Genomic DNA, 26,442 nt, shown 5'->3' on the forward strand with positions numbered 1-26,442 from the left:
TGAGGAGCGCGCTCTTACGCGCGTCTCGAAGGATGAAGGCCCGGCTGGTGGCCTCGCCCTTCGAGACGCCGCGTAGCGCGGCTCCTCAGGGTGAGGGTCTAATGTTGTGCTCTGAAGCCCTACGCAAATTCCAAAATCAGCGCGTCCACGGCGAGCGTCGCGCCGGCGCTGGCGTGGATCTTCTTCACGGTGCCGTCCTGCTCGGCGCGGAGCACGTTCTGCATCTTCATGGCTTCGACCACCGCGAGCGTCTCGCCGGCCTTGACCTCCTGCCCTTCGGTCACCGCGATCGAGACCACGAGGCCAGGCATCGGACAGAGCAGCTTCTTGCCGGTGTCGGCAGCCGTGGTCACCGGCATCAGCCGCGCCGAGGCTGCTTCCGCTTCGGTCCAGACATAGACCGGCACCTCGACGCCCTGATGCGCGAGGCGGATGCCGTTCGCGACCGGGCGCACCTGCACCGCGACGAAGTGGCCGTCGATGGTGCCCTGCCAGACCGGATCGCCCGGCTTCCACGGCGACTGCAACAGATGTGAATTGCCGGCCTTGCCGTCGGCATCGACGAAGCGCACCGCGACTGCCTCGCCTTCGCGCGCGACCTCCAGCATTATCTCCTGGCGGTCGAGCCAGACCGCACGGCGACGCTCGCGCTGCACGATGCGGCCGCCCATCTGGCCCGAGATCTGCCGCTTGCGCTCGCCGAGCACGTGATCGATGGCGGCGCCGACCGCGGCAATGCGACGCGCGACCTCGCCTTCCGGCATGCGCACAGCAAAGCCCTTGGGGAACTCCTCGGCGATGAAGCCGGTCGAGAGCCGGCCCTCGCGCCAGCGCGGATGATGCATCAGCGCCGACAGGAACGGGATGTTGTGACGGATACCGTCGACATAGAACGAATCCAGCGCGGTAGCCTGCGCCTCGATCGCGGCCGCGCGCGACCGCGCGTGGGTGACGAGCTTGGCGATCATCGGATCGTAGTGAATCGAGATCTCGCCGCCCTCCTGCACGCCGGTGTCGTTGCGCACGGTGATGCCGTCCTGGCTCACTTCTGCCGGCGGACGGTATTTCACCAGACGCCCGATCGAGGGCAGGAAGTTGCGGAACGGGTCTTCGGCGTAGAGACGTGACTCCACGGCCCAGCCGGTGAGCGTGACGTCCTTCTGCGTGATGGCGAGCTTCTCGCCGGCGGCGACGCGGAGCATCTGCTCGACGAGATCGACGCCGGTGACGAGCTCGGTGACGGGATGCTCGACCTGGAGGCGTGTGTTCATCTCAAGGAAGTAGAAGCTCTTGTCCTGGCCCGCGACGAATTCGACGGTGCCGGCAGAGTCGTAGTTCACGGCCTTGGCGAGTGCGACCGCCTGCTCGCCCATCTTGCGGCGGGTGGCTTCGTCGAGCAGCGGCGACGGCGCTTCCTCGATGACCTTCTGGTTGCGGCGCTGGATCGAGCATTCGCGCTCGCCGAGATAAATCACGTTGCCGTGCTTGTCGCCCAGCAGCTGGATCTCGATGTGGCGGGGGTCAACGATGAACTTCTCGATGAAGACGCGGTCGTCGCCGAACGAGGCCTTGGCCTCGGCTTTGGCGAGGTTGTAACCCTCTGCGACCTCGGAGATCGAATGCGCGATGCGCATGCCCTTGCCGCCGCCGCCGGCGGAGGCCTTGATCATCACGGGATAACCGATCTCGTCGGCGATCTTGACCGCGTGCTTGTCGTCCTCGATGATGCCGAGATAGCCGGGCACGGTCGAGACATCTGCCTTCGCCGCCGCCTTCTTGGATTCGATCTTGTCGCCCATCGCCGCGATCGCGCCCGGGTTGGGGCCGATGAAGACGATGCCGGCCGCCTCCAGCGCGCGCGGAAACGCCTCGCGCTCCGACAGAAAGCCGTAACCGGGATGCACAGCCTCGGCGCCCGTCTTGCGGCAGGCCTCCACGATCTTCTCGATCACCAGATAGCTCTCGGCCGCAGCCGGCGGGCCGATCAGCACGGCCTCGTCGGCCATCTCGACATGGAGGGCGTCGCGGTCGGCCTCGGAATAGACCGCGACCGTCTGAATTCCCATGCGGCGAGCGGTCTTGATGATCCGGCAGGCGATTTCGCCGCGATTGGCGATCAGAATGCGTTTGAACATGCTTTTCTTGAATCTCGACCGTGGGCGGGACCCTTCCCTGGCCGTTGGAGCCTATCGGGATGGGCCGTGTGGCTCCCGTGGTACATCAAAATCGGCCGGAGGCAACGGTCTAAATCCGGCCCCTCTGGCGTACCAGCGCAAGACCGAAACAGGCTTGGCAAGCCCCGGACGGCCTACGGCTTTCCGGCCTTGGCTTTGTCCTTGGCCACGTTCCGGACCAGGCTGTGGATGAAGCCGAGTTTGGCGACCACCGCAGGCGAGAGGATGAAGGGATAGAGGTCGCGCACGCCCATGGCGCGGTTGACGCTGTTCATGGCGAAGGTGAAGGGCAGCCATGCGTTGACGATCGCCTCGACGTCCCTCGCCTCATAGGGGTTGAAACGGATGCGCGTCGTCAACTCCCCGTCGCGATCGACCTTGGGACGCACCTCCATACCGAACTCGCCAGCCATCTCCAGGCTGTCGACGATGTGCAGATAGTGCGCCCAGGTCTCGGCGAAATCCTCCCAGGGATGCGTGGTCGCATAGGCCGAGACATAGGTCTGCTGCCAGTCCGGCGGAGCGCCTTCGGCATAATGGCGCTGCAAGGCCTGGCCGTAATCGACGGAATCGTCGCCGAACACGGCGCGGCATTCGTCGAGCTTGCCGCCGTCGCGCACCAGCACGTCCCAGAAATAGTGCCCGACCTCGTGGCGGAAATGCCCAAGCAACGTCCGGTAGGGCTCGCCCATCTCGAGCCTGCGCCGCTCGCGCTCGATGTCGTCAGTCTCGGTCAGCGCGATCGTGATCAGGCCGTTGTCATGGCCGGTCAGGATCTTCTCCCCGCTGTTTGGATCGTCGGCGAGGAAGTTGAAGATCAGGCCGTGCTCGGGATTGTCCTGCCGGGTCTGGAGCGGCAGCTTCCAGCGGATCAGGGAATAGAACAGCCGGTGTTTCGCCACCTCCAGCTCGCGCCAGCCTGCGAGTTGCACCTGATCCGACAGGTCCGGCACGATGCCGTTGTGGCGGCAGGCGCGGCAATAGCCGGTGGTATCACCTGCATCCGTCAGCCAGTTACAGGAATCGTACTCGGCATTGCTGCACAGCATGCGGCTTTCGCCCTTGTTGGCCAGCGTACTCCAAGTCCCACCTTGAGAAGTCCCACCTTGAGCCTCCCCGTCGGGCTCGATCGCCGACATCGTCTCCTTCTCCGGCAGGAACGCGACGCGATGGCCGCAGCGTTCGCAGGCGCGGTTCTCGAAATAGAGGACGTTGTCGCAGGCCTGGCAGACAAAGAGCTTCAAGCTTTAGCCTCTTCGGAAAGGGAGTTTTGGGAATGACAGTTGTGGCGCCTCGCAGATACGCGCCCGCAGGCTCATCGTTCCAATGTTCGGAACAAATAGCCAGACGTGGCGTTCATTCATACCCGCTGCACTCGCATTCGGTGGCGCCTTTCCTTTCATATTCCCTTTTGAGCAATGGCCATCACGCTTCGTCTGTGTGAATATCGGTCCGGCACGTGCGCTCACGCATCACAACGGCCAACGCCTTGAACGATCCTTTGCCCGAGACCATTGCCGCCGAAAGGCTGCGCCAGCACCTGGAAGATGTTGCGCGCGAGCGCGACAATGCCTATCGCGCGCTCCAGGAGCGCGAGGCGGAGCTCGCGCGCATCCAGCGCATCGGCAAGGTCGGCGGTCTCGAGGTCGACTTCCGCGAAGGCTTCAAGAACCGCCGTTCGCCGGAATATCTGCTGCTCCACGGCCTGCCGGCGAAAGCCGCCGACGAGTCACACGAGGAATGGGTCAATCGCATCCATCCCGACGACCGGGACGCCGCGGTGAAGCACTTCCTCGATACGCTGGCCGGCACCAGCGAGGACTACACCGCCGAATACCGCATCATCCGTCCCAGCGACCGCGCGACCCGTTGGATCCGCGTCGTCGCCAAGTTCGAGCGCGACCGGGACGGCCGCGCGATCCGCCTCGTAGGCGCCCATATCGACGTCACCGCCCAGGCGCTCGCGCGTGAGACGCTGCGCGAGAGCGAAGAGCGTTTCCGGTTGATCGCCGACAGCGCGCCGGTGCCGATCTGGGTCACGAAACTCGACCGCACACGGTCGTTCGCCAACCAGGCCTATGTCGATTTCGTCGGCCTCCCCTACGACCAGGCGATTGCCTTCGACTGGCGCAAGGTGCTGCATCCGGACGACCTGCCGCACGTGCTGCAGCAATCGGTCCAGGGCGAAACCTCGCTAAAACCATTCGTGCTGGAAGCGCGCTACAAGGATTCATCGGGTGAATGGCGCTGGCTGCGCTCGGAGTCGCAACCGCGCTGGGACCCGACCGGCAAGCATATCGGCTTCATCGGCGTCGCCCACGACATCACCGCCGCCAAGCAAGCCGAGATCGAGCTGCGGCAGCTCAACGAGACGCTCGAAGAGCGCATCGCCGAGCGGACCGCCGAGCTCGAATCCAACGAGGCGCGGCTGCGCGCGATCCTGGAGACCAGCAACCAGTATCAGGGGCTGGTCAATCTCAAGGGCGAATTGCTCTATGCCAACAACACCGTCCTCGATGGCATTAAGGCGCGCTCCGCGGACGTGATCGGCAAGCCGTTGTGGGAGACGCCCTGGTTTACCGGCACCCACGGCATGAGCGCGATTGTGCGCGAGGCCTTCGATACCGTGCTCAAAGGCGAAGCTGTGCGGCTGGAGATGCGCCTGCGCCTTCCCATCGGCGAGCGCGATTTCGAGTTCGGCATGCGCCCGGTGCTCGACCGCCACGGCAACATCACCGGCGCGGTGCCCGAGGCTGTCGACATCACAGAGCGCCGCCGCGGCGAGGAAGCGCTGCGGCAGTCGCAGAAGATGGAGGCGATCGGCCAGCTCACCGGCGGCGTCGCGCACGACTTCAACAATCTGCTCACCATCATCCGCTCGGCCACCGATTTCCTGCGCCGCCGCGAACTGCCGGAGGAGCGCCGCCGCCGCTATGTCGACGCCATCTCCGACACCGTCGAGCGTGCCTCCAAGCTGACCGCACAGCTGCTGGCGTTTGCGCGCCGGCAACCGCTCAAACCGCAGATCTTCAACGTCGGAAGCCAGGTCGAGGGCGTCGCGCAACTGGTCCGGCCGCTGGTCGGGGGCCGCATCGAGATCGTGGTGGAGGTTCATGATGCCGACTGCTTCACAGTCGCCGACATCGCGCAATTCGAGACCGTGCTGATCAACCTCGCCATCAACGCCCGCGACGCCATGGACGGCGAGGGCCGCCTCACCATTGCCGTGCGCAAGGTTCTGGGCATCCCTCAGCTGCGCGCCCAATCAGCGCGCGGCGGCGACTATGTCGCGATCTCGGTCGCAGACACCGGCAGCGGCATCGCGCCGGAAAATATCGAGGCCATCTTCGAGCCGTTCTTCACCACCAAAGAAGTCGGCAAGGGCACCGGCCTCGGCCTGAGCCAGGCCTTCGGCTTCGCAAAGCAGTCCGAGGGCGACATCGCCGTCGCGAGCACGCATGGCAAGGGCACGACCTTCACCATCTATCTGCCGCAGGCGCAAAGCCCCGCGACAGACAAGGAAGCCGCGGCGCTGACCAATGAGACCGCGGCCACCGGGCGCGGTTATCGCGTGCTTGTGGTGGAAGACGATGACGAGGTCGGCCGCTTCTCCACCGAGCTACTGGAAGACCTCGGCTATGTCGTCCGCCGCGCCGCCAACGCCAATGCGGCGCTCGCCATCCTCGGCGAGAACGAGTTCGCCGTCGACCTCGTCTTCTCCGACGTCATCATGCCCGGCATGAACGGCGTCGAGCTCGCCGGCATGATCCGGGAGCGTTATTCGGGCCTGCCCGTCGTGCTCACCTCTGGCTACAGCAACGTGCTCGCCGAGAACGCCCATCGCGGTTTCGAGCTGATCCGGAAACCGTATTCGGTGGAATCGCTATCGCGCATTCTGCGCAAGGCGATCTCGGAGAAGCTGTCGGTGACGCGGTGATCTCTCGTCGTCCCGGCGAAGGCGGAGTGTGTAGCCGATGAAACCCGCCCTCCTCTCCGCCTGGCAGATTTGGGCGCTGCTCTCCGCCTGCTTTGCGGCGCTGACTGCGATCTTCGCCAAGGTCGGCATCGAGAACATCAATCCGGATCTCGCGACATTCATCCGCACCATCGTGGTGCTGCTCGCCTTCTCGGTGCTGCTGTTCTTCACTGGGCAGTTTGCCGTGCCGTCGGAAGTCTCGTCGAAAACCTGGCTGTTCCTGGTGCTGTCGGGGCTTGCGACCGGTGCGTCCTGGCTGTGTTATTTTCGCGCGCTGAAGCTTGGTCCCGCCACGCTGGTGGCGCCGATCGACAAGCTCAGCGTCGTGCTGGTTGCCCTGTTCGCATTCGCCTTTCTCGGCGTGCGTCCAACGACCCAAGGCTGGGTCGGCATCGCCATGATCGGCGCCGGCGCGGTGCTGCTGGCGGTCAAGTTTTGAGGAGCCGTCCGATCCGCGGAACCAAGCAGGCACGACAAGGTTGCTGCCGGGGCGGATTTGAGCCTCGATCGAGAGACCGATGTCGAGCCAAATCCCCGATCAGGCAAGACGTGCCGGCCGCGCGCTGGATGCGGCGAACTTCTTCCTCGCCGACGTCCGCGACGGGCTCGGCCCGTATCTCGCCGTCTATCTCCTCACCGAGCAGCACTGGGACGAAGCGCGCATCGGCCTTGTCATGTCGATTGCGACGATCGCCGGCATCGTGGCGCAGACGCCGGCCGGTGCACTGGTCGATGCAACGCGAGCCAAGCGGCTGGTGATGGTCGTCGCCACCATCATGGTGACGGTCGCCTCGCTGTCGCTGCCGTTGTTTCCCAACTTCCTGCCGGTCGCCATCTCGCAAGGCATCGCGCAGGCCGCCGCGGTGGTGTTTCCGCCGGCAATCGCCGCCGTCTCGCTCGGCATCTTCGGCCATGCCGCCTTCACCCGGCGGATCGGCCGCAACGAGACATTCAATCACGCCGGCAATGCGGTCGCGGCCGGGCTCGCGGGACTCAGCGCCTATTGGTTCGGCCCAACCGTCGTGTTCCACCTTCTTGCCGCTATGGCCGTCGCGAGCCTCGTCAGCATTCTTGCGATCCCCGCCCGCGCAATCGACCACGATCTCGCTCGCGGGCTGCACGTCCCCGACGCGAACGAGCAGCCCGAACATGCCTCCGGCCTCAGCGTGCTCCTGACCTGTCGTCCGCTGCTGATCTTCGGGATCTGCGTCCTGCTCTTTCATCTCTCCAACGCCGCGATGCTGCCGCTGGTCGGACAAAAGCTCGCCTTGCAAGACAAGAACATGGGCACCAGCCTGATGTCGGCCTGCATCGTCGCGGCGCAATTGGTGATGGTGCCGTTCGCGATGCTGGTGGGGGCGAAGGCCGACCGCTGGGGCCACAAGCGCTTCTTCCTCGCCGCGCTCCTGATCCTGCCGCTTCGGGGAGCCCTCTATACGCTCTCCGACAATCCGTTCTGGCTGGTCGGCGTGCAGCTTCTCGACGGCGTCGGCGCTGGTATTTTTGGTGCGATCTTTCCCGTCATCGTCGCCGACCTCATGCGCAACACCGGCCGCTTCAACATCGCGCAAGGTGCGGTCATCACCGCCCAGAGCATTGGCGCGGGACTGTCGACGACGCTCGCCGGCCTCGTCGTCGTCGCGGGCTACAGCGCCGCGTTCCTCATCCTCGGAGCTGTTGCAGCGATCGGTGCCATTATCTGCGTTGTCGCCTTGCCCGAGACGCGGCAATTCGCCGATGGCGCCCCGCGGGCGCAGGGGAAGACAGCGGCGCCGGCATCAGTTATCGCTGCCGAATGAATCGACCTCTCATCAAGGATTGAATGTGCCGACCGAGCCGCATGACGCCATCTGGGCCTGGAGCATCATTGCGCTTGCGACGGCAGGCGTCATCATCCGGCCCTTTCGCCTGCCCGAGGCGATCTGGGCAGCGATCGGCGCTGGCACCCTGGTGCTGCTCGGCCTCCTGCCGTGGCGGGATGCGCTCACAGGAATCGAGAAAGGCATCGACGTCTACCTCTTCCTGATCGGCATGATGCTGATCGCCGAGCTCGCCCGGCTCGAAGGACTGTTCGACTATCTGGCCGCTTTCGCGGTTGAACATGCACGCGGCTCGCCGCAGCGGCTGTTCTTGCTGATCTATCTCGTCGGCACATTCGTGACGGTGCTCCTGTCGAACGACGCCACCGCGATCGTCCTGACACCCGCCGTTTACGCCGCGACGCGCGCAGCGGGCGCCAAGCCGCTACCCTATCTCTTCGTCTGCGCCTTCATTGCCAATGCCGCGAGCTTCGTGCTGCCAATCTCCAATCCGGCCAACCTCGTGGTCTTCGGCAAGCACATGCCGCATCTCGGGACTTGGCTGCGCCAGTTTGCCCTGCCGTCGCTTGCTTCGATCGGTCTCACCTATGTCGCACTGCGCCTTGCGCTGCATCGCGAGCTCAAGAATGAATCGATCGAAATGCGGGTCCCTCACCCCAAGCTCGGCCGCGGCGGCCGATTGACCGCCTACGGCATCGGCGCCATCGGCATCGTGCTGATCTGGGCCTCTGCACTCGATCTGCAACTGGGTCTGCCAACATTCCTCTGCGGGAGCACGACGACGGCCGCCGTGCTGCTCATCAACCGCCAGTCGCCTCTCCCCGTGCTGAAGGGCGTTTCCTGGAGCGTGCTGCCGCTGGTCGGCGGCCTCTTCGTGATGGTCGAGGCGCTGGTGAAGACGGGCGTGATCGGGCAGCTCAGCGCGCTGCTGCACGAAGCGGTGGCGCAATCCGTGCCACAAGCCGCCTGGAGTGTCGGCGTCGCAACCGCAATCGCCACCAACATCGCCAACAATTTGCCGGTCGGCCTCGTTGCCGGCTCGGTCGCGGCAAGCGATCATCTGCCCGCACCAGTCGTCAGCGCCATCCTGATCGGCGTCGATCTCGGGCCCAATCTGTCGGTGACCGGTTCGCTCGCCACGATCCTTTGGCTGGTCGCACTTAGGCGTGAGAAGATCGAGGTCGGCGCCTGGCCGTTCCTCAAGCTCGGCATGCTGGTGACGCCGCCGGCCCTGATCGCGGCCTTGGCCGCCGCGATCAGGTAACGAGCATGATCCGGAAAAGTGGGCAGCGGTTTTCCGACAAGATCATGCTTAAAGCAAAAGGCTGAAGCGCGATGAAATCATCGCGCTTGCCGTCAGTCGTTCTCGTAGCCGTAGACTTCCGGCAGGATGAAGATTGCGGCGAGCAACCCGATCAGCGGGAAGATCGCGACGAACAGCGTGGCGCCGGCCTGCCCAATCGCCGCGAACAACGACGGAAACAGGAAGATCGCGAGGAACGACGGCAGCTTCACGAACATGTAGGCGAAGCCGCTGGCGGTGCCTCGATATTTCGGTTTCGCGACCATGGTCGGGATCGTCATGCAGTTCGACGCGTCCCAATAATGGCCCCACAACATGGCGGCGGCCGCGAACGGCAGCAGGATCGTGTTGTTGGTGTAGAGCGCGAAAGCGGCGACCAGCAGCGAGGCCAGTACGATCGAGAAACCCGCGATCGCGATGCCGCGATGGCCGATCCTCGGCGTCAGCAGCGGCCCGACCCAGCCCGACATTGCGGCAAAGCAGAACAGCCCCATCGTCACGAGGTTGTTGCCGAGCACGCTCGACACGCCCACCATCACGAACAGCACCGGCAAATAGAAGGCGAAGGTCGAGAACTCGCTACCCTGGGCGAAACAGGCGATCCAGCCGTAGATCGTCGCGCGCCAGCGGATCGGATCCTTCTTGAGGTCCGCGATGAAGGCGCTGGTGCTGACCTTCGGCATCACCGCGTCCTGGTCCGGCAGCATGGCAAGATCGTCATTGAACATCTCGCGCGCCACCTTCTTGGCCTCGCGGAAGCGCCCCTTCTGCACCAGCCACACCGCGGTCTCCGGCACGTCATGGCGCATGATCAGGATGATCAGCGCCGGCACCGCTCCGAGGCCCAGCGTCACGCGCCACAGCATCTCGTGCTGGATGTCGAGCAGCAGGAAGATCACGATGACGCCGATGGTGAGGACTTCACCGACGGCGAACATGAACTGCCAGCGATTGCCCATCACCTCGCGCTCACCCTTGGCCATGGATTCCATGATGTAGGTGTAGCCGGTCGAGATGTCGGAGCCGAGCGGAATGCCGAGCAGGAAGCGGATCACCACGAGCCAGCCGACACTGGGCACGACGGCCTGCGCCAGCGCCAGCACGATGAACATCACCATCGTGATCAGGAACATCACGCGGCGTCCGATCTTGTCGGACAGCCAACCGCCGAGCAGCGCGCCGAGCAGGGCGCCGCCCTGCGTGCCGGCCGCAGCCAAGCCCAGCATCAGCGGATCGGGATTGTACTGCTCCTTGATGAAGATCAGCACGAAGGCGATCGAATAGAGATCCCACGCCTCGACCAGGATCGAGGCCATCATCAGCCAGCCGACCTTGTTGCCCTTGGGACTGTAGTTCGTGATGAGGTAACGGACCGCGGCTTCGCTCGCCATCGGTTGTGGCATCGCCATCGTCGACATGCTTGGTCCTCCTGAACTTTTACGTGCCGAGCAGCGGCTCGATGCTGCAATCGAGCAGCCGCGGGTCGATCCCGGCTTCCATGCCCGTGAACATCTCGCCCATGTAGTCGATCAGCGCATCGCTCGCCTTCACGGCGTCCTCGACACGACGATTGGCAACCGCATTGAGAATAGCCAGATGATGATCGATTGTTCCTGACAGCTCCGCCTGCCCCGGCATGAAGCGGTGGTGGATGTAGCCGATGCGCCGATACAGCGTGTGCAACGGCCGCAGCGTATGCACCAGAAACGGCTCGCCGGCCGCGTCCAGGACCAGCGCGTCGATGCGGCGGTCGATGCTGTTGAACTCGTCAAGGGTCAGGCTGGCGCGGCGCTCGCGCAACAGCCTATCGATGTGCAGCGCCTGATTGCGGTGCGAGAGGCTGGCGCGATCGGCCGCAAGCCGGATCACGAAACGCTCCATGTCGCGGCGCAAGGCCAGCAGCATGCGCTCGCGCGCCAGATCGATCGGCGCAATGTGCAGACCGTGGCGCGGGCGGATGATGATCAACGTATCGGCGGAGAGACGATTGACGGCGTGATGCACCGGTGTGCGGCCGAAGCCGGTGATGTGCTGCAATTCCAGCATCGTCATGAACTGGCCGGGCTTGAGCTCGCAATGGACGAGGAGCTCTTCGATCTTCTGATAGGCCAGTTCGAAGAAGTTGAGGCGGTTGCGCCGGGAGGGCTTGCCCTCGCCGTCGTCGTTCCTCACCACCTTGAGCGTGCGCTTGCGCGTTGCCATGTCGTCCCTCCCCTCGGCCCGCGCAGTCGTTGAAGAGCGGTGCCTTGCTTGTGATATCCTTAAAACATGTTGTGATATATTACAACCAGGCGTAAGATTCCGTCCGTGCCCGCACCCTGCTCCGGTGCAGAATGACAACAAGACGGCGCTGCGCGCGCCCCGCGATGGGAGGAGTATTGCCGTGAAGATCACGTGGATCGAGACGCTGCGCACCGAGGAATTCTCCAACGTCATCTGGGTGCGCGTCCACACCGACACGGGCATGATCGGTCTCGGCGAAACCTTCTACGGCGCCGGCGCGGTCGAAGCGCAGATTCACGACACCTTTGCCGGCCGCCTGCTCGGCCGCAATCCGCTGCACATCGAGGCGATCCATCGCGACATGCTGAACCTGCCGATGGCACAGTCCTCGACCGGGGTCGAATATCGCGCGGCCTCGGCGATCGACATCGCGCTGTGGGATCTGTTCGGCAAGGTCTGCAATCAGCCGGTGCACCAGATGCTCGGCGGCCTCTGCCGCGACAAGCAGCGCATCTACAACACCTGCGCCGGCACCCAATATGTCCGCTCGACCAATATCAGCCCGGTCGCCAACTGGAATCTCGGTGCTTCCAAGAGTCCTTACGAGGATCTCGACGGCTTCATGCACCGCGCCGATGCGCTCGCGGAAAACCTGCTGGAGAGCGGCATCTCCGCCATGAAGATCTGGCCGTTCGATCCGGCGGCGCAAGAGAACAAGGGTCTCTACATCACCGCCGCGCAGATGAAGCAGGCGATCGAGCCGTTCGAGAAGATCCGAAAAGCGGTCGGCGACAAGATGGAGATCATGGTCGAGCTCCATTCGCTCTGGAACCTGCCCACCGCCAAACAGATCGCGCGCGCTCTCGAGCCCTACAAGCCGACCTGGTACGAAGACCCGATCCGGATGAACTCGCCGCAGGCGCTGGCCGAATATGCCCGCTGCACCGACGTCTGGGTCTGCGCCAGCGAAACGCTGGGCTCGCGCTTCCCTTACAAGGACATGCTCGACCGCGACGCCATGCATGTGGTGATGGCGGATCTGTGCTGGACCGGCGGCCTCACCGAGGGCCGCAAGATCGCGGCGATGGCCGAAACCTATCACCGGCCCTTCGCACCGCACGACTGCATCGGCCCGATCGGCTTCATCGCCGCCATCCACATGTCGTTCAGCCAGCCCAACACGCTGATCCAGGAATCGGTGCGCGCCTTCTACAAGGGCTGGTACAATGAGCTCGTCACCACCATGCCCACGATCAAGGACGGTTTTGTCTATCCGATGGAAGGGCCCGGCCTCGGCGTCGACCTTCTGCCCGCCGTATTCGACCGCTCCGATCTGACCGTGCGCCGTTCCAACGCCTAGGGATATTTGAGATGAGCACCGCCCTCTTCGACCTTTCCGGCCGCACCGCGCTCGTGACCGGCTCCTCCCGCGGCCTCGGCCGCGCCATCGCAGAGGGCATGGCCAAGGCCGGTGCCAGGATCATCGTCAACGGCGTCGATCCCAAGCGCGTGGAGCAAGCCGTCGCCGAATTTCGCGCCGCCGGCCACCAGGCCGAAGGCGCCGCCTTCAATGTCACCGACGAGCCCGCAATCGTCGCAGCCTTCGACGGCTTCGACAGACAAGGCATTGCGATCGACATCGTCGTCAACAATGCCGGGATCCAGCACCGCAAGCCGCTCGTGGAGTTCACCACCGACGAGTGGCGCAAGGTGATCGAGACCAACCTCACCAGCGCCTTCGTGATCGGCCGCGAGGCGGCCAAGCGCATGATCCCGCGCAAGCACGGCAAGATCATCAATATCGGCTCACTCGGCAGCGAACTCGCGCGTCCGACGATCGCGCCCTACACCGCCGCCAAGGGCGGCATCAAGAACCTGACCCGATCGATGGCGGTGGAATGGGCCCAGCACGGCATCCAGGCCAATGCGATCGGCCCCGGCTACATGCTCACCGACATGAACGAGGCGCTGGTCAACAACACCGACTTCAATAGCTGGCTGATGGGCCGCGTCCCCTCGAAGCGCTGGGGCAGACCGGACGAGCTGGTGGGCGCCGCGATCTTCCTGGCGTCCGACGCCTCCACCTATGTCAACGGCCAGATCATCTATGTCGATGGCGGCATGATCGCCGCGATGTGATCGCGAAGAACCAAGGAACGAACCCATGCGCGCCGTCGTCATTCACGCACCGAAAGATTTGCGGATCGACCTCTATCCAGATGCAGCGCCTGGTCCGGGTGAAGTCCGCGTCAAGATCGCGAACGGCGGCATCTGCGGGTCCGATCTGCACTACTATCATCACGGCGGCTTCGGCGTCGTGCACATCCAGCAACCGATGGCACTGGGGCACGAGATCGCCGGCGTGGTCGCCGATGTCGGTGACGGCGTCACCGGCGTAAAGGCCGGCACGCGCGTCGCGGTCAATCCGAGCAAGCCGTGCGGCCGGTGCCTGCATTGCCAGGAAGGCATGCGCAACCAGTGCCTCGACATGCGCTTCCTCGGCAGCGCGATGCGCTTTCCCCATGTGCAAGGCGGCTTTCGCGAGTTCGTCACGGTCGATGCGACGCAGGCCGTGCCCATCGCGGACAAGCTGTCGCTGGCGGAAGCCGCGGTCGCCGAGCCGCTCGCGGTGTGCCTGCATGCCGGCAAGCAGGCCGGCCCCCTGCTCGGCAAGCGCGTGCTGATCACCGGCTGCGGCCCGATCGGCGCACTGATGATCCTGGTCTCGCGCTTCGGCGGCGCGGCCGAGATCGTGGTTACAGATGTCGCGGAGGCCCCGCTTGCGGTCGCCAGAAAGCTCGGTGCCACTCACGCCATCAATGTCGTGGCCGATGCCACGGCGCTTGATCCCTGGCGCACCGGCAAGGGTGTGTTCGACACGCTGTTCGAAGCCTCGGGCAACCAGGCCGCGCTGCGCACCGCGCTCGACGTGCTCAGGCCCGGCGCCACATTGGTGCAGCTCGGCCTCGGCGGCGAGATGACGCTGCCGATCAACTCCATCGTCGCCAAGGAATTGCAGTTGCGCGGCACCTTCCGCTTCGATCCCGAGTTCGAGCTTGCGGTGCGGCTGATGGGCGAAGGCCTGATCGACGTGAAACCGCTGATTACGGCGGCGATGCCGTTCGAGAACGCGGTCGCGGCATTCGAGCTCGCCAGCGACCGCTCGCAGTCGATGAAGGTGCAGCTGACCTTCTGAAGCCGCCTGAAGCCTATTGCCGCGGCTGGCTCTCGATCAGCCGGTCGCTGACCAGCCGCACGGCGCCCCTTCTCCACGAATAGTCCGCGCCCAGGCGCAGGCCGCTGTCGCCGCGTGCGAGCACGGCGCCGGTCTTTGCATCGCGCACCTGGAATCCGAGCGTGTATTCGGTGCGGCTAACCCGCCGCACCACCCCGATCAGCGACTGATCCGCGCCGAGCCTTTGCGCAATCGCCGCCTCGCAGCCACCGCAGTCGCGTAGCGCGCGCGCCTTCACCGCCTCCTCGTTTGCACTGCCGACATCGACGAGGCGGTAGCGGCCGGATTGGCCGAGGGCGTCGCGGACGCTGCCGGTCACTTCGGCCAGATAGGATGCATCTGCGGCCGCGAGGCCGGCGGCCGGTGCCGCGGTGTTGTCGTCGAGCTCGAATTCGAACACCGTCAGCGCGATCGGCGCGGGCGTGCCGAGCGCGGCCATCACCTCGCGGGACACGAAGGTCTCGGCGCGCTCCCATGATTCATCATTGTCGCCGCGGAAGGTGTAGAGCTTGTCCATCACGACCTTCCTGGCGCCAACGTCGATGACGGCGACCTTGGCCCATTGCACCAACGTGCTCGTCTTCTGGATGCCGCCGATGACCTTGAACGCCGCGCCGTCCTGCGCCGACGGCACGAGCCGGTAGCGCCGGTCTCCGCCGATGTCTCGCCGCAGCGCGGCCATGAAGGCCGACAGCCGTCGCTCGTGGGCGGCGGTCTGGTTGGCCGGTTCAGCCGACGTATCGGTATAGCTGAAGTCGTCCATGGCGACGCCGAGGGCGGTCTCGGCGCCGGCCAGCGCATAAGACGCCGGAAGGACGACAAGCAAACAAGCAGAGAGGATCAACCGGCGCAGGTGCATGAAAGGGCCTCGTGGGACGGAGCGGCGCGCCAATCTGGACGGCGGAATCAGGCCATGCAGCAGCGCCGGTCCCGGCGATCGCCGGGAAAATTTCACGACGGTACACCGTAGTCACGCCTGGCGGCTTTCCGCCGGTTGCGTTCTGCCGTTTAATGCGGGCGCGACAAACCCATTCGCACCAGGTGCCCGCCGATGTGGAACCGCCCGAGGTTCGATCTCAAAGTCCGTCTGACGTTGCGCGTGGCCGCGATATCGGCCGCCTGCTTCGCCGCGATCTCCGCCTATTTCCTGATTACGGCCGACCGCGCCGCGCATGCGCGCCTCGACGATATCGCCGCCATTGTGGCGAAGACGCTGGAGCTGCAACAGGGCAAGATCCAGTGGGTTGCCAGTCCGCGCTCGGACTTTCCCAACCTCGACCCCGTTTCGGCCTATGTGATGACGCCCGGCCTGTGCCTGGCGTTCCGCGGCACGAGCGGCGACATCCTCCAGCGCTTCTGTAGCGGCGCGCCGGTCCCGGCGAGCCCGCCGCCGCAAGTTTTCGCGGCCTTCTATCGCGGCCTGTTCGACCCCGGCCGCGAAGCCGCACGGCCTGTGATCGTGCGCGGAGCGAAGCTCGGCGAGGCCGTGGTCTCGGTCGAGCCGGCCGTGCAGACGGCGGAGGCCTGGCACGAGGCCGGCCGCTTGATGCTGGCGCTGGCGATCGCGCTGCCGCTGCTCTGCGCGCTGGTCTACGCCGCGCTGGCACGCGCGCTGCGCCCCACCCGCATGATCCGCACCGGCCTCGAGCGGATTGCCGCCAACGACCTCACCACACGGCTGCCGCCGTTCGACCTTGCCGAGCTCTCCGCGATCGGCGACGGATTCAACCATCTCGCCGAAAGCCTCGACAATGCGCTTGCCGAACGCAGCGAGCTGACGCGAAAGCTGATCGCGCTCCAGGACGAGGAGCGCCGCCATCTCGCGCGCGAGCTGCATGACGAGTTCGGCCAGTCGCTCGCCGCCATCCGCGCGCTCGCCTCCTCCGCCCGCCAGACCGCCGCGCAGGACTGCCCTTCCCTGCTTGGCGAATGCGACGGCATCGCGCGGACCGCAACCGGCATGATGGAGACGCTGCGTGGCACGCTGTTCCGGCTGCGGCCACCCGATGTCGAGGAGCTCGGGCTGGTCGCCAGCCTCGAAGGCCTGGTCGCGGGCTGGAACGGGCGCAGCCGCGGCGAGACACGTTTCTCGATCCGGTTCGACGGGGCGTTCGAGACGCTGCCGGCCACGATCAGCGCCAGCCTTTACCGCATCGTGCAGGAGGCGCTCACCAACGCCGCCAAGCATGCCGTCGCCACGCGGGTCAGCCTGGAATTGACGATGGGGGCCAGCGAGATCGCGCTTGCGATCGACGATGACGGACGCGCGACCGATCCCGTCGCGAAATCCGGAATGGGCCTGCTCGGCATGCGTGAGCGCGTCGCCGCCTTGCGCGGCCAATTGAGCTTCGAGGCCGCGCCGAACGGCGGCTCTGCACTGCGCGTGGTCATTCCGCTCGCAGCCGCCGATCGGCAGCCGCTGGAGCGCGCCGCATGAGCGCGGCCGACGCGACCATTTTGCTGGTCGACGACCATTCCGTCGTCCGCGAGGGCTATCGCTCCGTGCTCGAGAAGCAGCCGGGATTGCGCGTCATCGCCGAAGCCGCCGACGGCGCGGAGGCCTATCGTCTGTTCAAATCCGAGGCGCCCGATCTCGTCATCATGGATCTGAGCATGCCCGGCATCGGCGGTATCGAGGCGGTCAGGCGCATCAGGCAGTGGGACAAGAGCGCGAGGATTCTCGTCTTCACCATGCATGAGAATGCCGGCTTTGCCGTGCAAGCGATCCGCGCCGGCGCCAAGGGGTACGTCACCAAGACCAGTCCGCCGGAGACGCTGGTGCGCGCGGTGATGGACGTGCTGGCCGGCAAGATCGCCATCAGCCCCGACATCGACCATGAACTCGCACTGAGCCGGCTCGCCGGGGAAAGCTCGGCCGCCGACGTCCTCACACCGCGCGAGTTCGAGGTGCTGCGGCTGCTGCTCGCCGAGAACACGACGGACGAGATCGCCGAGACGCTCCATGTCAGCCCGAAGACGGTGGCGAACCTGCATTCCCTGATCAAGGACAAGCTCGGCGTCGGCTCCGACATCGAGCTGGTCCGGCTGGCGCTACGCCAGGGAATATTGACGGAAGTCGATCTCGGCGAGGCCTGATCGCTCCCTGCGCTATGGCGCCAGCTTCGCTCCGTCAGGTGCAAACGCCTCGACCGTGTCGCCGATCCTGAACGACATCATGTCTCGCCCGACGAGGAGCGGTCCCTTGTATTCCGTCCGCGTGCGCAGGATCAGCGGCTCCTCCGGAATGTCGGGCGCCGGCTTTACCGTGCCGAACACGATGTGGGAGTACACGGCGAGTTTGGGCCTGGCGGAAGCAAAAATGCGGCCGGCTTCCTCGGGCGAGGTGTGGTGTGCCTGAATGTCCTTGTAGACGGGATTCCTGACCAGCAGCTCCGGCTCGATCACCGCGACCTCGTGTATCAGCAAATCGGCGCCTTCAGCCGCCGTCGCGATGCGCTCATCGTACCTGGTGTCGCCCGAGAGCACGACCTTGTGACCGCCATACGCGACGACGTAGCCGAAAGACGGCTTGATCTTGTCGCCGTGATCGACCTCGATCGCGGTGACCTTGACGCCATTGTTCTCATAGACCAGCCCAGGCCCGATGTCCTTTGCCGTGAAAGTGGCCGCAACCGGATCGAGATGCTCGTCGTCGATACGAATGCGGATGTCATCCGTGAACGCCTTGGTCAGGTTCTCCGTCATGGCGACGGTGCCCTTAGGGCCATAAAGCTTCATCGGCCCCTTGCGCGATGCCCAGGGCGTGGCGAGCCAGCTGGTCAGCCACATATCGGGAAGGCCGACGATATGGTCTGAATGCAGATGCGTGATGAAGTTGGCGGTGATCGCGCCAAGAGGAATCTTCAGCTTGTAGAGCTGCATCGTCGAACCGCGGCCGAGATAGAACAGCAGTTTTTCGCTGCCCGCCTCCACCAGCGTCGAGGCACTGAAGCTGGTCGGCCGCGGCGTCGGCACGCCGGTGCCCAACAGTGTGACCTTGATCGGATCGGCCGAGGCAGCTGAGGCGAATGCGAGCAGCACGAAGCATGCCCTCGAGAGGGTCCCAAACATATTGTCCTTTCTTGGATGTCACATCGTGGCCGCGGATCATTCGCGCGCGACCACTGAATCCAGCCACGCGCAGTTCAGCGGCGGCATGTGGGGGTCGGCCACACGAACGCCACGCGACGCTGCATCCAGTCTCATGTCGCGCAGGCGCTTGCGCTGCTCCTCCGGCATGTAGAGCCGCTCGTGGCCCCACAGCGACGGACCGTCAAAGGTCTCGTGCGGCTGCCAGGTCGCAGGCTCGATCACGCGCCCGCCCCAGCCATATTCGATGAAGAAGCCAGACGGCGTGTTCACGTAGAATGACGTCATGTGGTCGTTGGTGTGCCGTCCGAGCGTGTAGGCGACGCGGCCGTCGTCCAGCTGCGCGAGGTCGTAGCCCTGCCCGACATCATCGAGGCTGCCGAGCTCGATCATGAAATGGTGCAGCGCCTTTCGTCCCGAGCCAACCATTGCAAAGGAGTGGTGACGGCCGTTGACGTGGAAGAAATAAAGTCCGTAGGGCTTGAGGCCGAAATCGGAGACGTGGAAGCCGAGCACGTCACGATAGAACGGCACCAGCGGCTCGACGTCCTCGACATTGAGCACGACGTGCCCCATGCCGAGCGCACCGGTGCGGAAACCCGAGATCGGCCGTCCCGGCTTGAACGGCTCGGTCGCAAGCTCCGGTTTGGAGAAGGCCTCGAGCCGGTTTCCGGCGGGATCGCCGAACACAATCAGCTCGGCGACACGCCGCTCGTCGGCCAGCGCGCGCGATCCCCGCGTCACCCTGACCCCATGGCTTTCCAGCCGGCCGGCCAAATGGTTCAATTCGGCGGTCGACAGAACCTCCCATCCCATCACCGCAAGGCCGGCATCGCTGCTGCCATCGACGATCAGCCGCTGCTTGCGATCGTCCATGCGGAAGGCGCACATCTTGCCGCCGCGATCGACCTGCTGCATGCCGAGCAGCCCGGTCGCCATCCGGTCCCACTGGTCGAGCTGCGACGAGTTGATCCCGATATAGCCGAGCGCGGTGATTTCCATCGAATTCCTCCCGAGGGCATCGCGTCCGCCGCACTGCGGCGAACTTGATACCGGCCTCGCGCGCTCCTACGGTGGCGCCCCGCAATCGCTTCGCGTTCGCGAAGACGATAATCGCAAGGCTGCGGGCCACAAGAGAGGAAATACCAAGTGTCCAAGGAGCGGACGCGGAACGGTCAGCCGCGGCAGTCTGAGGGCGTCCGCGCTTTCGAGCGCGGGCTGGACGTGCTGCACGAAGTCAACCGCTCCGGCGGCATCCGCGCCGGCGACGTGGCGCGCGCGCTCGACCTGCCTCGCCCGACCGTCTACCGCCTGCTCGCGACACTGGAGGAACTGGGCTATGTCGCCCGCAGCGCCAGCGACGACCGTTTTCGCGTAACCCGGCGGGCGCTCAGCCTTGGCGACGGCTACGATCCCGGCGTAGTGATCTGCCAGGCGGCGGCACCTTTCCTCGCCGAGCTGAGCAAGACCCTGGTCTGGCCGGTCGATCTCTCGACTTACGAGAACGCCGCGATGGTGGTGCAGGAGACCACGCATTCGCGCAGCCCGCTCTCGATCGACCGCGGCATGATCGGCAAGCGCCTGCCGATGCTGCGGACCTCGGCGGGCCGCGCCTATCTCGCCGCGTGCCCCGCGCGCGAGTGCAAGCTGATCGTCAATCATTTACGCCGGATCGACGAGGCCGAAGATCGCCCTTTCCTCGACGAAGGCCGCCTCGACCGAATGGTCGCCGAGACGCAAGCGCGGGGCTACGCGATCCGCAGCGAGGGCGAATACAATCCCAAGACCGCCTCGATGGCGGTCCCTATCGTGCGCAATGGCGCCGTGTTCGGCTGCATCTCGATCATCTGGATCCGCTCGGCGCTAGGGATCGAGGAGGCGGTCGCCCAGTTTGCAGCGCAACTTCAGGAAACGGCGTCGGCCATTCCGCTCGAGATCTAGGCGAGGCCGTCCGCTGGGCGGACACTTGGCACGGCGGCGTTGATGCGGCGGCATCGCTTGGGGAAGAGATACCCCATGCAAGATAAATTCGCTCCTGAAGAGTTTGACGTGGTGATCGTCGGCCGCGGCCCGGTCGGGATCACGCTCGCCAACCTGCTCGGCTTGTGCGGCGTACGGACGCTGGTGCTGGAGCGCGAGGCGCGGACCTATCATCTGCCGCGCGCAGTACATTTCGACGACGAATGCATGCGGGTGTTCCAGACCATCGGCCTCGCCGAGGCGATCCTGCCGCATGTCATCCTCAGCCCCGGCATGCTCTTTCTCGACGCCGACGGCCGGATGCTGCTGGACTGGTCGCGGCCACAGACATTGACGCCGATGGGATGGAATCTCAGCTATCGCTTCCACCAGCCCGACCTGGAAGACGAGCTGATCGCTGGCCTCGCGCGCTGGCCGCACGTCGCCTTGCGCAGCCGCTGCGAGGTGTTCGCGCTGGATCAGGACGAGACCGGCGTGCGCGTCCGTTACGAAGACCTTTCCAACGGGAAGCTGAGCGAAGTCCGCGCCGGCTATGTCATCGGTTGCGACGGTGCCAGATCTCTGGTGCGCCGCTTCATCGGCTCAGGCATGGACGATCTCGGCTTCCACGAGCGCTGGCTCGTGATCGACGTGCTGCTCAAGCGCGACCGCGACGATCTCGGCGACTACAGCATCCAGCATTGCGATCCGCGCCGGCCGGCGACCTATGTTCGCGGCACAGGCACGCGGCGGCGCTGGGAGATCACGGTTCTCCCGGACGAGGACTCCCACGAGGTGGCGCAGCCGGCACATGTATGGGAGCTGCTGTCGCGCTGGATCACGCCCGAGGATGCCGAACTCGAGCGCGCCGCGGTCTACACCTTTCATTCCGTCATTGCGCAGCAATGGCGGAGCGGTCGTCTGCTGCTCGCCGGCGACTCCGCACATCAGACCCCGCCCTTCCTCGGTCAGGGCATGTGCGCAGGCATCCGGGATGCCGCTAACCTTGCCTGGAAGCTTGCCGCGGTCCTGCACGGACGGGCGGAGGCAAATCTGCTCAACACTTATCAGCGCGAGCGCCAGCCGCACGTGCGCGAGTTCATCGAGCTCGCTATCCGGCTGGGCGGCGTCATCAACACCAAGGCGATCGAAGCGGGCCTTGCCGCCGGCGAAGCCCGCGAGAATGCACCGGTCAAGCTGCACGTCAAAAAGCCCCTGCTCGGTCCCGGCCTTGCGCTCGGCGATCTGGCTCTCGCCGGACATCTGGCGCCGCAGTTCGAGCTGAAAGACGGCCGCCGCGGCGACGACCGGATCGGCTACTGCCACGTGCTGCTCGTCGAGAGCGCGGCCACGCTCTCGTCACGTCTCGCTCTGTCGCAGGCAGGAATCGACATCCTGATCAGCGACGACGCCGAAGGCGTCGGGCCATGGCTGCGCGAGCACGGCATCATTGCCGCACTCGTTCGCCCCGACCGCTACGTCCGTGGCACCGCCCGGAACGACACCGAGCTCGACCGGCTCATTGCCGCCATCACGCCAACCCACGTGCCGTCCGCGGCCTGACCGACTTCTCTCAAGGATATCTCATGAAGCTGCTCTCATTCATCGCCAACGGGCATCCCTCCTTCGGAGCCGTCAGGGATAATTGCGTCGTCGATCTCGGCGCACGCATGGCAGGCTGCACCAATTTGCGGCAGTTGCTCGAAACCAATCGCGTTGCCGAGGCGGCAAAGCTCGCCGTGTCCGCGGCGCCCGATCATCCACTGGACAAGATCACCTTCGCCCCCGTCATTCCCGATCCCGGAAAGATCATCTGTGTCGGTCTCAACTATCGCGACCATGTTGTCGAAACGGGGCGCACCGTTACGGAGAAGCCAGCGCTGTTCGTACGTTTTCCCTGCAGCCAGGTCGGACACCTCCAGCCCATCGTGAAGCCGAAAGTCAGCGACGATTTCGACTACGAAGGCGAACTCGCGCTCGTCATCGGCAAGGAAGGCCGTCACATCCCCGCGAGCCGCGCGCTCGACCACATCGCCGGCTATTCGTGCTACAACGAAGGCAGCGTCCGCGACTGGCAGCGGCACACGAGCCAGTTCCTCTCCGGCAAGACCTTTGCGGAGAGCGGCAGTTTCGGCCCGTGGCTGGTGACGACGGACGAGATCCCCGATCCGTCGAAGCTGACGTTGCAGACGCGCCTGAACGGCGCTGTTGTGCAGGACACCACCACGGATCTCCTGATCACCGCGATACCCGAGCTGATCGCCTACATCTCGGCGATCTGCCCGCTCGTCCCCGGCGACGTCATTGTCACGGGCACCCCCGGCGGCGTCGGCGCCAAGCGCACGCCGCCACTGTGGATGCGTCCCGGCGACACCGTCGAGGTCGAGATCTCCGGCATCGGAAATTTGCGCAACAAGGTCATCGCCGAACCGGCCTGACGGCGGGCACCAATCAATCAAAACGACAACAGGATCGGGAAACGCCATGAGCACGCTTCGTACGACATCGACTGCTATCCTGCTGATCGCGCTGGCGCTCGCAGGCGCCACCGCGCACGCGGAAATCAAGGGCGATGTCGTCCGCATCGGCGTCCTCACCGACATGAACGGGATATTCGCGACCGCGATGGGCCCGGGCTCGGCCGAGGCGGCGCGGATGGCGGCGGAGGAGTTCGGCTTCAAGATCAACGGCAAACCGATCGAGATCTTGCAGGCCGACCACCAGAACAAGCCGGACCTCGCGGCATCGCTCGCCCGCAAATGGTTCAGCGACGGCGTGCAGGCGATCGCGGACGGCGGCAGCTCCGGTGCTGCGCTCGCGGTGCAGGAACTGGTGCGCGGCAACGGGAAAATCTTCCTCGTCTCCGGCGCCGGCGCCAACCAGCTCACCGATGAAGCCTGTGCACCGAGCAGCGTGCAATGGACCCAGGACGCCTATTCGACCGCGACCGCCGTGGTCTCCGGCGTCATGCAGACCAGTAAGGAGCCGTGGTTCTTCATCACCGGCGACTATGCCTTCGGCCACTCGATCGAGGCAACCGCCCGCGAACGCATCATCTCGCTTGGCGGCAAGGTCGCCGGCAGCGTCAAGGCGCAGCTCGGCACGCCCGACTACAGTTCATTCCTGCTCCAGGCGCAGTCCTCGGGCGCAAAAATCCTGGCAATCAACGTCGCCGGCGACAACGCCACCGCGATCAAGCAGGCCGAAGAATTCGGCCTTGCTGACCAGGGCATGAAAATCGTGCCGATGTCGTTCCAAAACGTCGATATCCAGGCCGTCGGGTTGAAGGCGACGCGCGGCGATCTCATCGTCACCTCGTTCTTCGAGGACGTCTCGCCGGCAGCCCGGATATTCTCCGATGCCTTCTTCGCCCGCCGCAAGGCAATGCCGTCGCAAATCCAGGCCGGGGTCTATTCCGCCGTGCGCCACTATCTGCAGGCCGTGAAGGATACCGACTCGGACGACAGCGCGACGGTGATGGCCAGGATGAAGGCGACGCCCGTTTCGGACGCTTACACACCCAATGGGCGCATCCGCGAGGACCAGCGCATGATACACGATCTCTATTTGGTGCAGGTCAAGACGCCGGAGGAATCAAAAGGGCCGTGGGACTTCGTCAAGCTGGTCGCGACCATCCCGCCCGACCAGGCCTTCCGCCCGCTTGAGCGCAGCAAATGCGGCCTGGTCGGCAAATAAGCCGTCAGGCGAGAAAGCGGGTGAGATAGCCTTCCATCGCGTAGAGCGCACAGAGCGCGAGGCTCGACCACACGGCGGCGGTGAAATACAGGAACATCCAGGTCAGCTCGCCCTTCCAGTGCGCGATGTCGTGGGTCACGACCCAGCGCGTCGAGACGTCATGCAGGCCTTCGAGGAAGCCGAGCAATCGGTTGCCCTCTTCATGCCCGGCCCGCCAACGGCTGAGATACATCGGCACGTCGAAGGTGACGAGGAAGGCCAGGAAGCAGGCGATGCCGACGATGCCGGCAATCAGCGCCCAACGCACCGGCCCCAGGAATTCCGGCATCAGCCGGCACAGCGCGATGCCCGCGAGGAAGAATGTCACCGCCCACAATGAATTCTCGATCGCATTGAAGAGGAAGTTGGTCGTCACCACCGCGTACCAGGAGAAGCACTCCGCGATGATGATGATGGGCACGATCACCCACGCGATGTTCACGACCGTCTCGGCGCCCGTCATGATCCCGAGTTGATGCAGGATGATCGCCCATTGCGCGACGAAGCACAGTTCGGCCACGGTCGCGACCGTGCGGCCGACGAAGATGCTGGAGAGCCAGGTGTCGAACAGACAGATGCGCTGCACGTCGGCGCGCGGCAGGAACGAGCGGAAGGCGCAGCCGAAGACATAACCCGCGCAGAGCAGGAACATCAGCCCGATGTCGGAGCCGCCACTGATGCTGCCGGCAGGCGTCGGGTAGAACTCGCGGTACAGCATGAACCAGACGAGAATGTTGGCAGCACTGACCAGCGTCAGGGACCCCCACCACCACGCGAGGGGATTTGACCGTGCCTGCCACTGCAACATGAAGCGCTCCGCCGTAATCGATATGACGTCTGATGGTAATAATCCTGTCACGACAAGCCACGGAATCGCGACAAAAATCGGTGTTGCTGCAGTGATCGTCGCGTCCATTTTGTCCCGGCCGAAGCAATAGCCGATCGTCCGTATAGTGGACACAAGTACGCATTTTCTGAATCTATTGGACAAAAGGCATAACCGGGTTCATTAAACCTGCATGGCTCGAACCGCGTCCAAACCGATCCGCGCTTCCTCGTCGGCCGCCGCCGTGCTGGCTTCGAGCGCCGATGACGCCGCGTTTGCGACGACGCTGGCAAAAGGCCTCGTGGTGCTCGAAGCGTTCAAGGCGGGGGCGACGCAGCTCGGCAACATGGAGCTGTCGACGCTGACCGGGATTCCGCGGCCGACGGTGGCGCGGCTGACGCATACGCTCGCCGAGCTCGGCTACCTCCGCTACGATTCCGAACGCGCCAAATATCGCGTCGGCGCGCGAGCGCTTCGCATGGCGCATCCGCTGCTCGCCGACATGCAGTTCCGTCAGGTCGCGCGGCCCATGATGCAGGAGTTGGCGCAGAGCGTGCGCGGCACGGTCTCGATCGGCCTGCTCGATGCGACCTCCATGATCTATGTCGAGACCGCGCGTTCCGGCGACGTCGGCCGGCACGTCCCCGACATCGGCATGCCCATTTCCGTGGTGATGACGGCGATGGGCCGTGCCGCGGCGGCGATCTTGCCGCAGGCCGATGCCGCGCTGCTCGAAGAGCGCATCGCGAGCGAAGACACCGAGCTGTGGTCAGCCTTCCGCGGGACATACCGCGCTGGCCTCGCACAATGCGCCAGCCGTGGCTTCTGCACCTGCTTCGGCGAGTACATGGCCTCGATCCATGCCGTCGCCGCGCCGCTGTTTCATGCGAGCGAGGCGAGGCAGGCTTTTTCGATCAATTGCGGCATTCCCGCGTTCCGGCTCCAACCCGGCCAGCTGGAGAGCGAGATCGGCCCGCGCATTGCCGCTCTTGCCGACAGCATCCGCGCCATCGTGGGCGCGGCCGGACCGGTCGAGACACAGAAGCAAAACAAGAAGAGCGCCAGGCGATGAACACGAAAATTGGCGCTCCACCGGGAGGCC

General features: G+C 65.0%; 22 protein-coding genes. 14 read left to right on the plus strand and 8 right to left on the minus strand.

Features of this window, described 5'->3' with window-relative positions:
* Nucleotides 1-119: 119 nt before the first annotated feature.
* Nucleotides 120-2,135 (minus strand): acetyl/propionyl/methylcrotonyl-CoA carboxylase subunit alpha, encoded by a 2,016-nt coding sequence (locus IVA74_RS05985; protein ID WP_247340764.1) that lies wholly within the window; start codon nt 2,133-2,135, stop codon nt 120-122.
* A gap of 173 nt (nt 2,136-2,308) precedes the next feature.
* Nucleotides 2,309-3,418: a putative zinc-binding peptidase gene (locus IVA74_RS05990; RefSeq protein ID WP_247340765.1), complete on the minus strand. Its 1,110-nt coding sequence runs from the start codon at nt 3,416-3,418 to the stop codon at nt 2,309-2,311.
* Nucleotides 3,419-3,633: 215 nt separating this feature from the next.
* Between IVA74_RS05990 and IVA74_RS05995 the strand changes: the two genes are divergently transcribed.
* The 4 genes from IVA74_RS05995 (at nt 3,634) to IVA74_RS06010 (ending at nt 9,234) form a co-directional block, all read left to right on the plus strand.
* Nucleotides 3,634-6,111 (plus strand): PAS domain S-box protein, encoded by a 2,478-nt coding sequence (locus IVA74_RS05995; protein ID WP_247340766.1) that lies wholly within the window; start codon nt 3,634-3,636, stop codon nt 6,109-6,111.
* Nucleotides 6,112-6,148: 37 nt separating this feature from the next.
* Nucleotides 6,149-6,589, plus strand: a complete 441-nt coding sequence (locus IVA74_RS06000; protein WP_247340767.1) for an EamA family transporter — start codon at nt 6,149-6,151, stop codon at nt 6,587-6,589.
* Between the two features lie 79 nt (nt 6,590-6,668).
* Entirely contained in the window at nt 6,669-7,949 is a 1,281-nt protein-coding gene (locus IVA74_RS06005) for an MFS transporter (RefSeq protein WP_247340768.1), read from the plus strand.
* 25 nt (nt 7,950-7,974) lie between these two features.
* The gene (locus IVA74_RS06010; RefSeq protein ID WP_247340769.1) at nt 7,975-9,234 is read left to right on the plus strand and encodes an arsenic transporter; all 1,260 of its coding nucleotides are present in this window, start codon (nt 7,975-7,977) and stop codon (nt 9,232-9,234) included.
* A 92-nt stretch (nt 9,235-9,326) separates the two neighbouring features.
* Here the strand turns inward: IVA74_RS06010 and IVA74_RS06015 are convergent, their stop codons facing one another.
* Together IVA74_RS06015 and IVA74_RS06020 are read right to left on the minus strand one after the other, a co-directional pair.
* Nucleotides 9,327-10,691, minus strand: coding sequence for an MFS transporter (locus IVA74_RS06015; RefSeq protein WP_247340770.1), 1,365 nt, complete (start codon nt 10,689-10,691; stop codon nt 9,327-9,329).
* A gap of 19 nt (nt 10,692-10,710) precedes the next feature.
* Nucleotides 10,711-11,475 (minus strand): GntR family transcriptional regulator, encoded by a 765-nt coding sequence (locus IVA74_RS06020; RefSeq protein ID WP_247340773.1) that lies wholly within the window; start codon nt 11,473-11,475, stop codon nt 10,711-10,713.
* Between the two features lie 181 nt (nt 11,476-11,656).
* Between IVA74_RS06020 and IVA74_RS06025 the strand changes: the two genes are divergently transcribed.
* The 3 genes from IVA74_RS06025 to IVA74_RS06035 are packed head-to-tail and all read left to right on the plus strand — an operon-like array spanning nt 11,657 to nt 14,692.
* Nucleotides 11,657-12,856: a mandelate racemase/muconate lactonizing enzyme family protein gene (locus tag IVA74_RS06025; protein ID WP_247340775.1), complete on the plus strand. Its 1,200-nt coding sequence runs from the start codon at nt 11,657-11,659 to the stop codon at nt 12,854-12,856.
* Between the two features lie 11 nt (nt 12,857-12,867).
* Entirely contained in the window at nt 12,868-13,635 is a 768-nt protein-coding gene (locus tag IVA74_RS06030) for an SDR family oxidoreductase (RefSeq protein WP_247340777.1), read from the plus strand.
* A gap of 25 nt (nt 13,636-13,660) precedes the next feature.
* On the plus strand, nt 13,661-14,692 hold the full coding sequence (locus tag IVA74_RS06035; RefSeq protein WP_247340779.1) for an L-idonate 5-dehydrogenase: 1,032 nt from the start codon (nt 13,661-13,663) through the stop codon (nt 14,690-14,692).
* 13 nt (nt 14,693-14,705) lie between these two features.
* Here the strand turns inward: IVA74_RS06035 and IVA74_RS06040 are convergent, their stop codons facing one another.
* Nucleotides 14,706-15,590: a DUF3280 domain-containing protein gene (locus IVA74_RS06040; protein ID WP_247340780.1), complete on the minus strand. Its 885-nt coding sequence runs from the start codon at nt 15,588-15,590 to the stop codon at nt 14,706-14,708.
* A gap of 192 nt (nt 15,591-15,782) precedes the next feature.
* Here IVA74_RS06040 and IVA74_RS06045 point away from each other — a divergent pair, with 192 nt between their 5' ends.
* Together IVA74_RS06045 and IVA74_RS06050 are read left to right on the plus strand one after the other, a co-directional pair.
* A complete protein-coding gene (locus IVA74_RS06045; protein ID WP_247340781.1) occupies nt 15,783-17,168 on the plus strand; it encodes a HAMP domain-containing sensor histidine kinase in 1,386 nt (461 codons plus the stop codon).
* Nucleotides 17,165-17,827: a response regulator transcription factor gene (locus IVA74_RS06050; protein WP_247340782.1), complete on the plus strand. Its 663-nt coding sequence runs from the start codon at nt 17,165-17,167 to the stop codon at nt 17,825-17,827. Before IVA74_RS06045 ends, IVA74_RS06050 begins: the two co-directional genes overlap by 4 nt.
* A 12-nt stretch (nt 17,828-17,839) precedes the next feature.
* Here the strand turns inward: IVA74_RS06050 and IVA74_RS06055 are convergent, their stop codons facing one another.
* Together IVA74_RS06055 and IVA74_RS06060 are read right to left on the minus strand one after the other, a co-directional pair.
* Nucleotides 17,840-18,802 (minus strand): MBL fold metallo-hydrolase, encoded by a 963-nt coding sequence (locus IVA74_RS06055; protein WP_247340783.1) that lies wholly within the window; start codon nt 18,800-18,802, stop codon nt 17,840-17,842.
* A gap of 36 nt (nt 18,803-18,838) precedes the next feature.
* Nucleotides 18,839-19,822 (minus strand): VOC family protein, encoded by a 984-nt coding sequence (locus IVA74_RS06060; RefSeq protein ID WP_247340784.1) that lies wholly within the window; start codon nt 19,820-19,822, stop codon nt 18,839-18,841.
* 147 nt (nt 19,823-19,969) lie between these two features.
* On the opposite strand from IVA74_RS06060, the gene IVA74_RS06065 reads away from it, so the two are divergent.
* From IVA74_RS06065 to IVA74_RS06080, 4 genes are all read left to right on the plus strand, one after another.
* On the plus strand, nt 19,970-20,761 hold the full coding sequence (locus tag IVA74_RS06065; RefSeq protein WP_247340785.1) for a DNA-binding transcriptional regulator: 792 nt from the start codon (nt 19,970-19,972) through the stop codon (nt 20,759-20,761).
* 75 nt (nt 20,762-20,836) lie between these two features.
* Nucleotides 20,837-22,342 carry a bifunctional 3-(3-hydroxy-phenyl)propionate/3-hydroxycinnamic acid hydroxylase gene (locus tag IVA74_RS06070; protein ID WP_247340786.1) on the plus strand — a complete coding sequence of 502 codons (1,506 nt, stop codon included), beginning with the start codon at nt 20,837-20,839 and terminating at the stop codon, nt 22,340-22,342.
* 23 nt (nt 22,343-22,365) lie between these two features.
* Complete coding sequence (locus tag IVA74_RS06075; protein ID WP_247340787.1) at nt 22,366-23,217, plus strand: fumarylacetoacetate hydrolase family protein; 852 nt, start codon at nt 22,366-22,368, stop codon at nt 23,215-23,217.
* A 46-nt stretch (nt 23,218-23,263) separates the two neighbouring features.
* A complete protein-coding gene (locus IVA74_RS06080) occupies nt 23,264-24,475 on the plus strand; it encodes an ABC transporter substrate-binding protein (RefSeq protein ID WP_247340788.1) in 1,212 nt (403 codons plus the stop codon).
* A gap of 4 nt (nt 24,476-24,479) precedes the next feature.
* Here IVA74_RS06080 and IVA74_RS06085 read toward each other — a convergent pair whose 3' ends face one another.
* A complete protein-coding gene (locus IVA74_RS06085; protein ID WP_247340789.1) occupies nt 24,480-25,322 on the minus strand; it encodes a hypothetical protein in 843 nt (280 codons plus the stop codon).
* 211 nt (nt 25,323-25,533) lie between these two features.
* Between IVA74_RS06085 and IVA74_RS06090 the strand changes: the two genes are divergently transcribed.
* Nucleotides 25,534-26,412 carry an IclR family transcriptional regulator gene (locus tag IVA74_RS06090; RefSeq protein ID WP_247340790.1) on the plus strand — a complete coding sequence of 293 codons (879 nt, stop codon included), beginning with the start codon at nt 25,534-25,536 and terminating at the stop codon, nt 26,410-26,412.
* Nucleotides 26,413-26,442: the final 30 nt, after the last annotated feature.

The sequence above is a fragment of the Bradyrhizobium sp. 132 genome (genome assembly GCF_023074185.1).
Lineage (GTDB): Bacteria > Pseudomonadota > Alphaproteobacteria > Rhizobiales > Xanthobacteraceae > Bradyrhizobium.

Bases quoted from the DNA above. Each gene is read 5' to 3' on its own strand.
- IVA74_RS05985 (WP_247340764.1), bottom strand. From the start codon at position 2,135: ATGTTCAAACGCATTCTGATCGCCAATCGCGGCGAAATCGCCTGCCGG.
- IVA74_RS06000 (WP_247340767.1), top strand. From the start codon at position 6,149: ATGAAACCCGCCCTCCTCTCCGCCTGGCAGATTTGGGCGCTGCTCTCC.
- IVA74_RS06005 (WP_247340768.1), top strand. From the start codon at position 6,669: ATGTCGAGCCAAATCCCCGATCAGGCAAGACGTGCCGGCCGCGCGCTG.
- IVA74_RS06015 (WP_247340770.1), bottom strand. From the start codon at position 10,691: ATGTCGACGATGGCGATGCCACAACCGATGGCGAGCGAAGCCGCGGTC.
- IVA74_RS06020 (WP_247340773.1), bottom strand. From the start codon at position 11,475: ATGGCAACGCGCAAGCGCACGCTCAAGGTGGTGAGGAACGACGACGGC.
- IVA74_RS06030 (WP_247340777.1), top strand. From the start codon at position 12,868: ATGAGCACCGCCCTCTTCGACCTTTCCGGCCGCACCGCGCTCGTGACC.
- IVA74_RS06035 (WP_247340779.1), top strand. From the start codon at position 13,661: ATGCGCGCCGTCGTCATTCACGCACCGAAAGATTTGCGGATCGACCTC.
- IVA74_RS06040 (WP_247340780.1), bottom strand. From the start codon at position 15,590: ATGCACCTGCGCCGGTTGATCCTCTCTGCTTGTTTGCTTGTCGTCCTT.
- IVA74_RS06045 (WP_247340781.1), top strand. From the start codon at position 15,783: ATGTGGAACCGCCCGAGGTTCGATCTCAAAGTCCGTCTGACGTTGCGC.
- IVA74_RS06050 (WP_247340782.1), top strand. From the start codon at position 17,165: ATGAGCGCGGCCGACGCGACCATTTTGCTGGTCGACGACCATTCCGTC.
- IVA74_RS06055 (WP_247340783.1), bottom strand. From the start codon at position 18,802: ATGTTTGGGACCCTCTCGAGGGCATGCTTCGTGCTGCTCGCATTCGCC.
- IVA74_RS06060 (WP_247340784.1), bottom strand. From the start codon at position 19,822: ATGGAAATCACCGCGCTCGGCTATATCGGGATCAACTCGTCGCAGCTC.
- IVA74_RS06070 (WP_247340786.1), top strand. From the start codon at position 20,837: ATGCAAGATAAATTCGCTCCTGAAGAGTTTGACGTGGTGATCGTCGGC.
- IVA74_RS06075 (WP_247340787.1), top strand. From the start codon at position 22,366: ATGAAGCTGCTCTCATTCATCGCCAACGGGCATCCCTCCTTCGGAGCC.
- IVA74_RS06080 (WP_247340788.1), top strand. From the start codon at position 23,264: ATGAGCACGCTTCGTACGACATCGACTGCTATCCTGCTGATCGCGCTG.
- IVA74_RS06085 (WP_247340789.1), bottom strand. From the start codon at position 25,322: ATGTTGCAGTGGCAGGCACGGTCAAATCCCCTCGCGTGGTGGTGGGGG.
- IVA74_RS06090 (WP_247340790.1), top strand. From the start codon at position 25,534: ATGGCTCGAACCGCGTCCAAACCGATCCGCGCTTCCTCGTCGGCCGCC.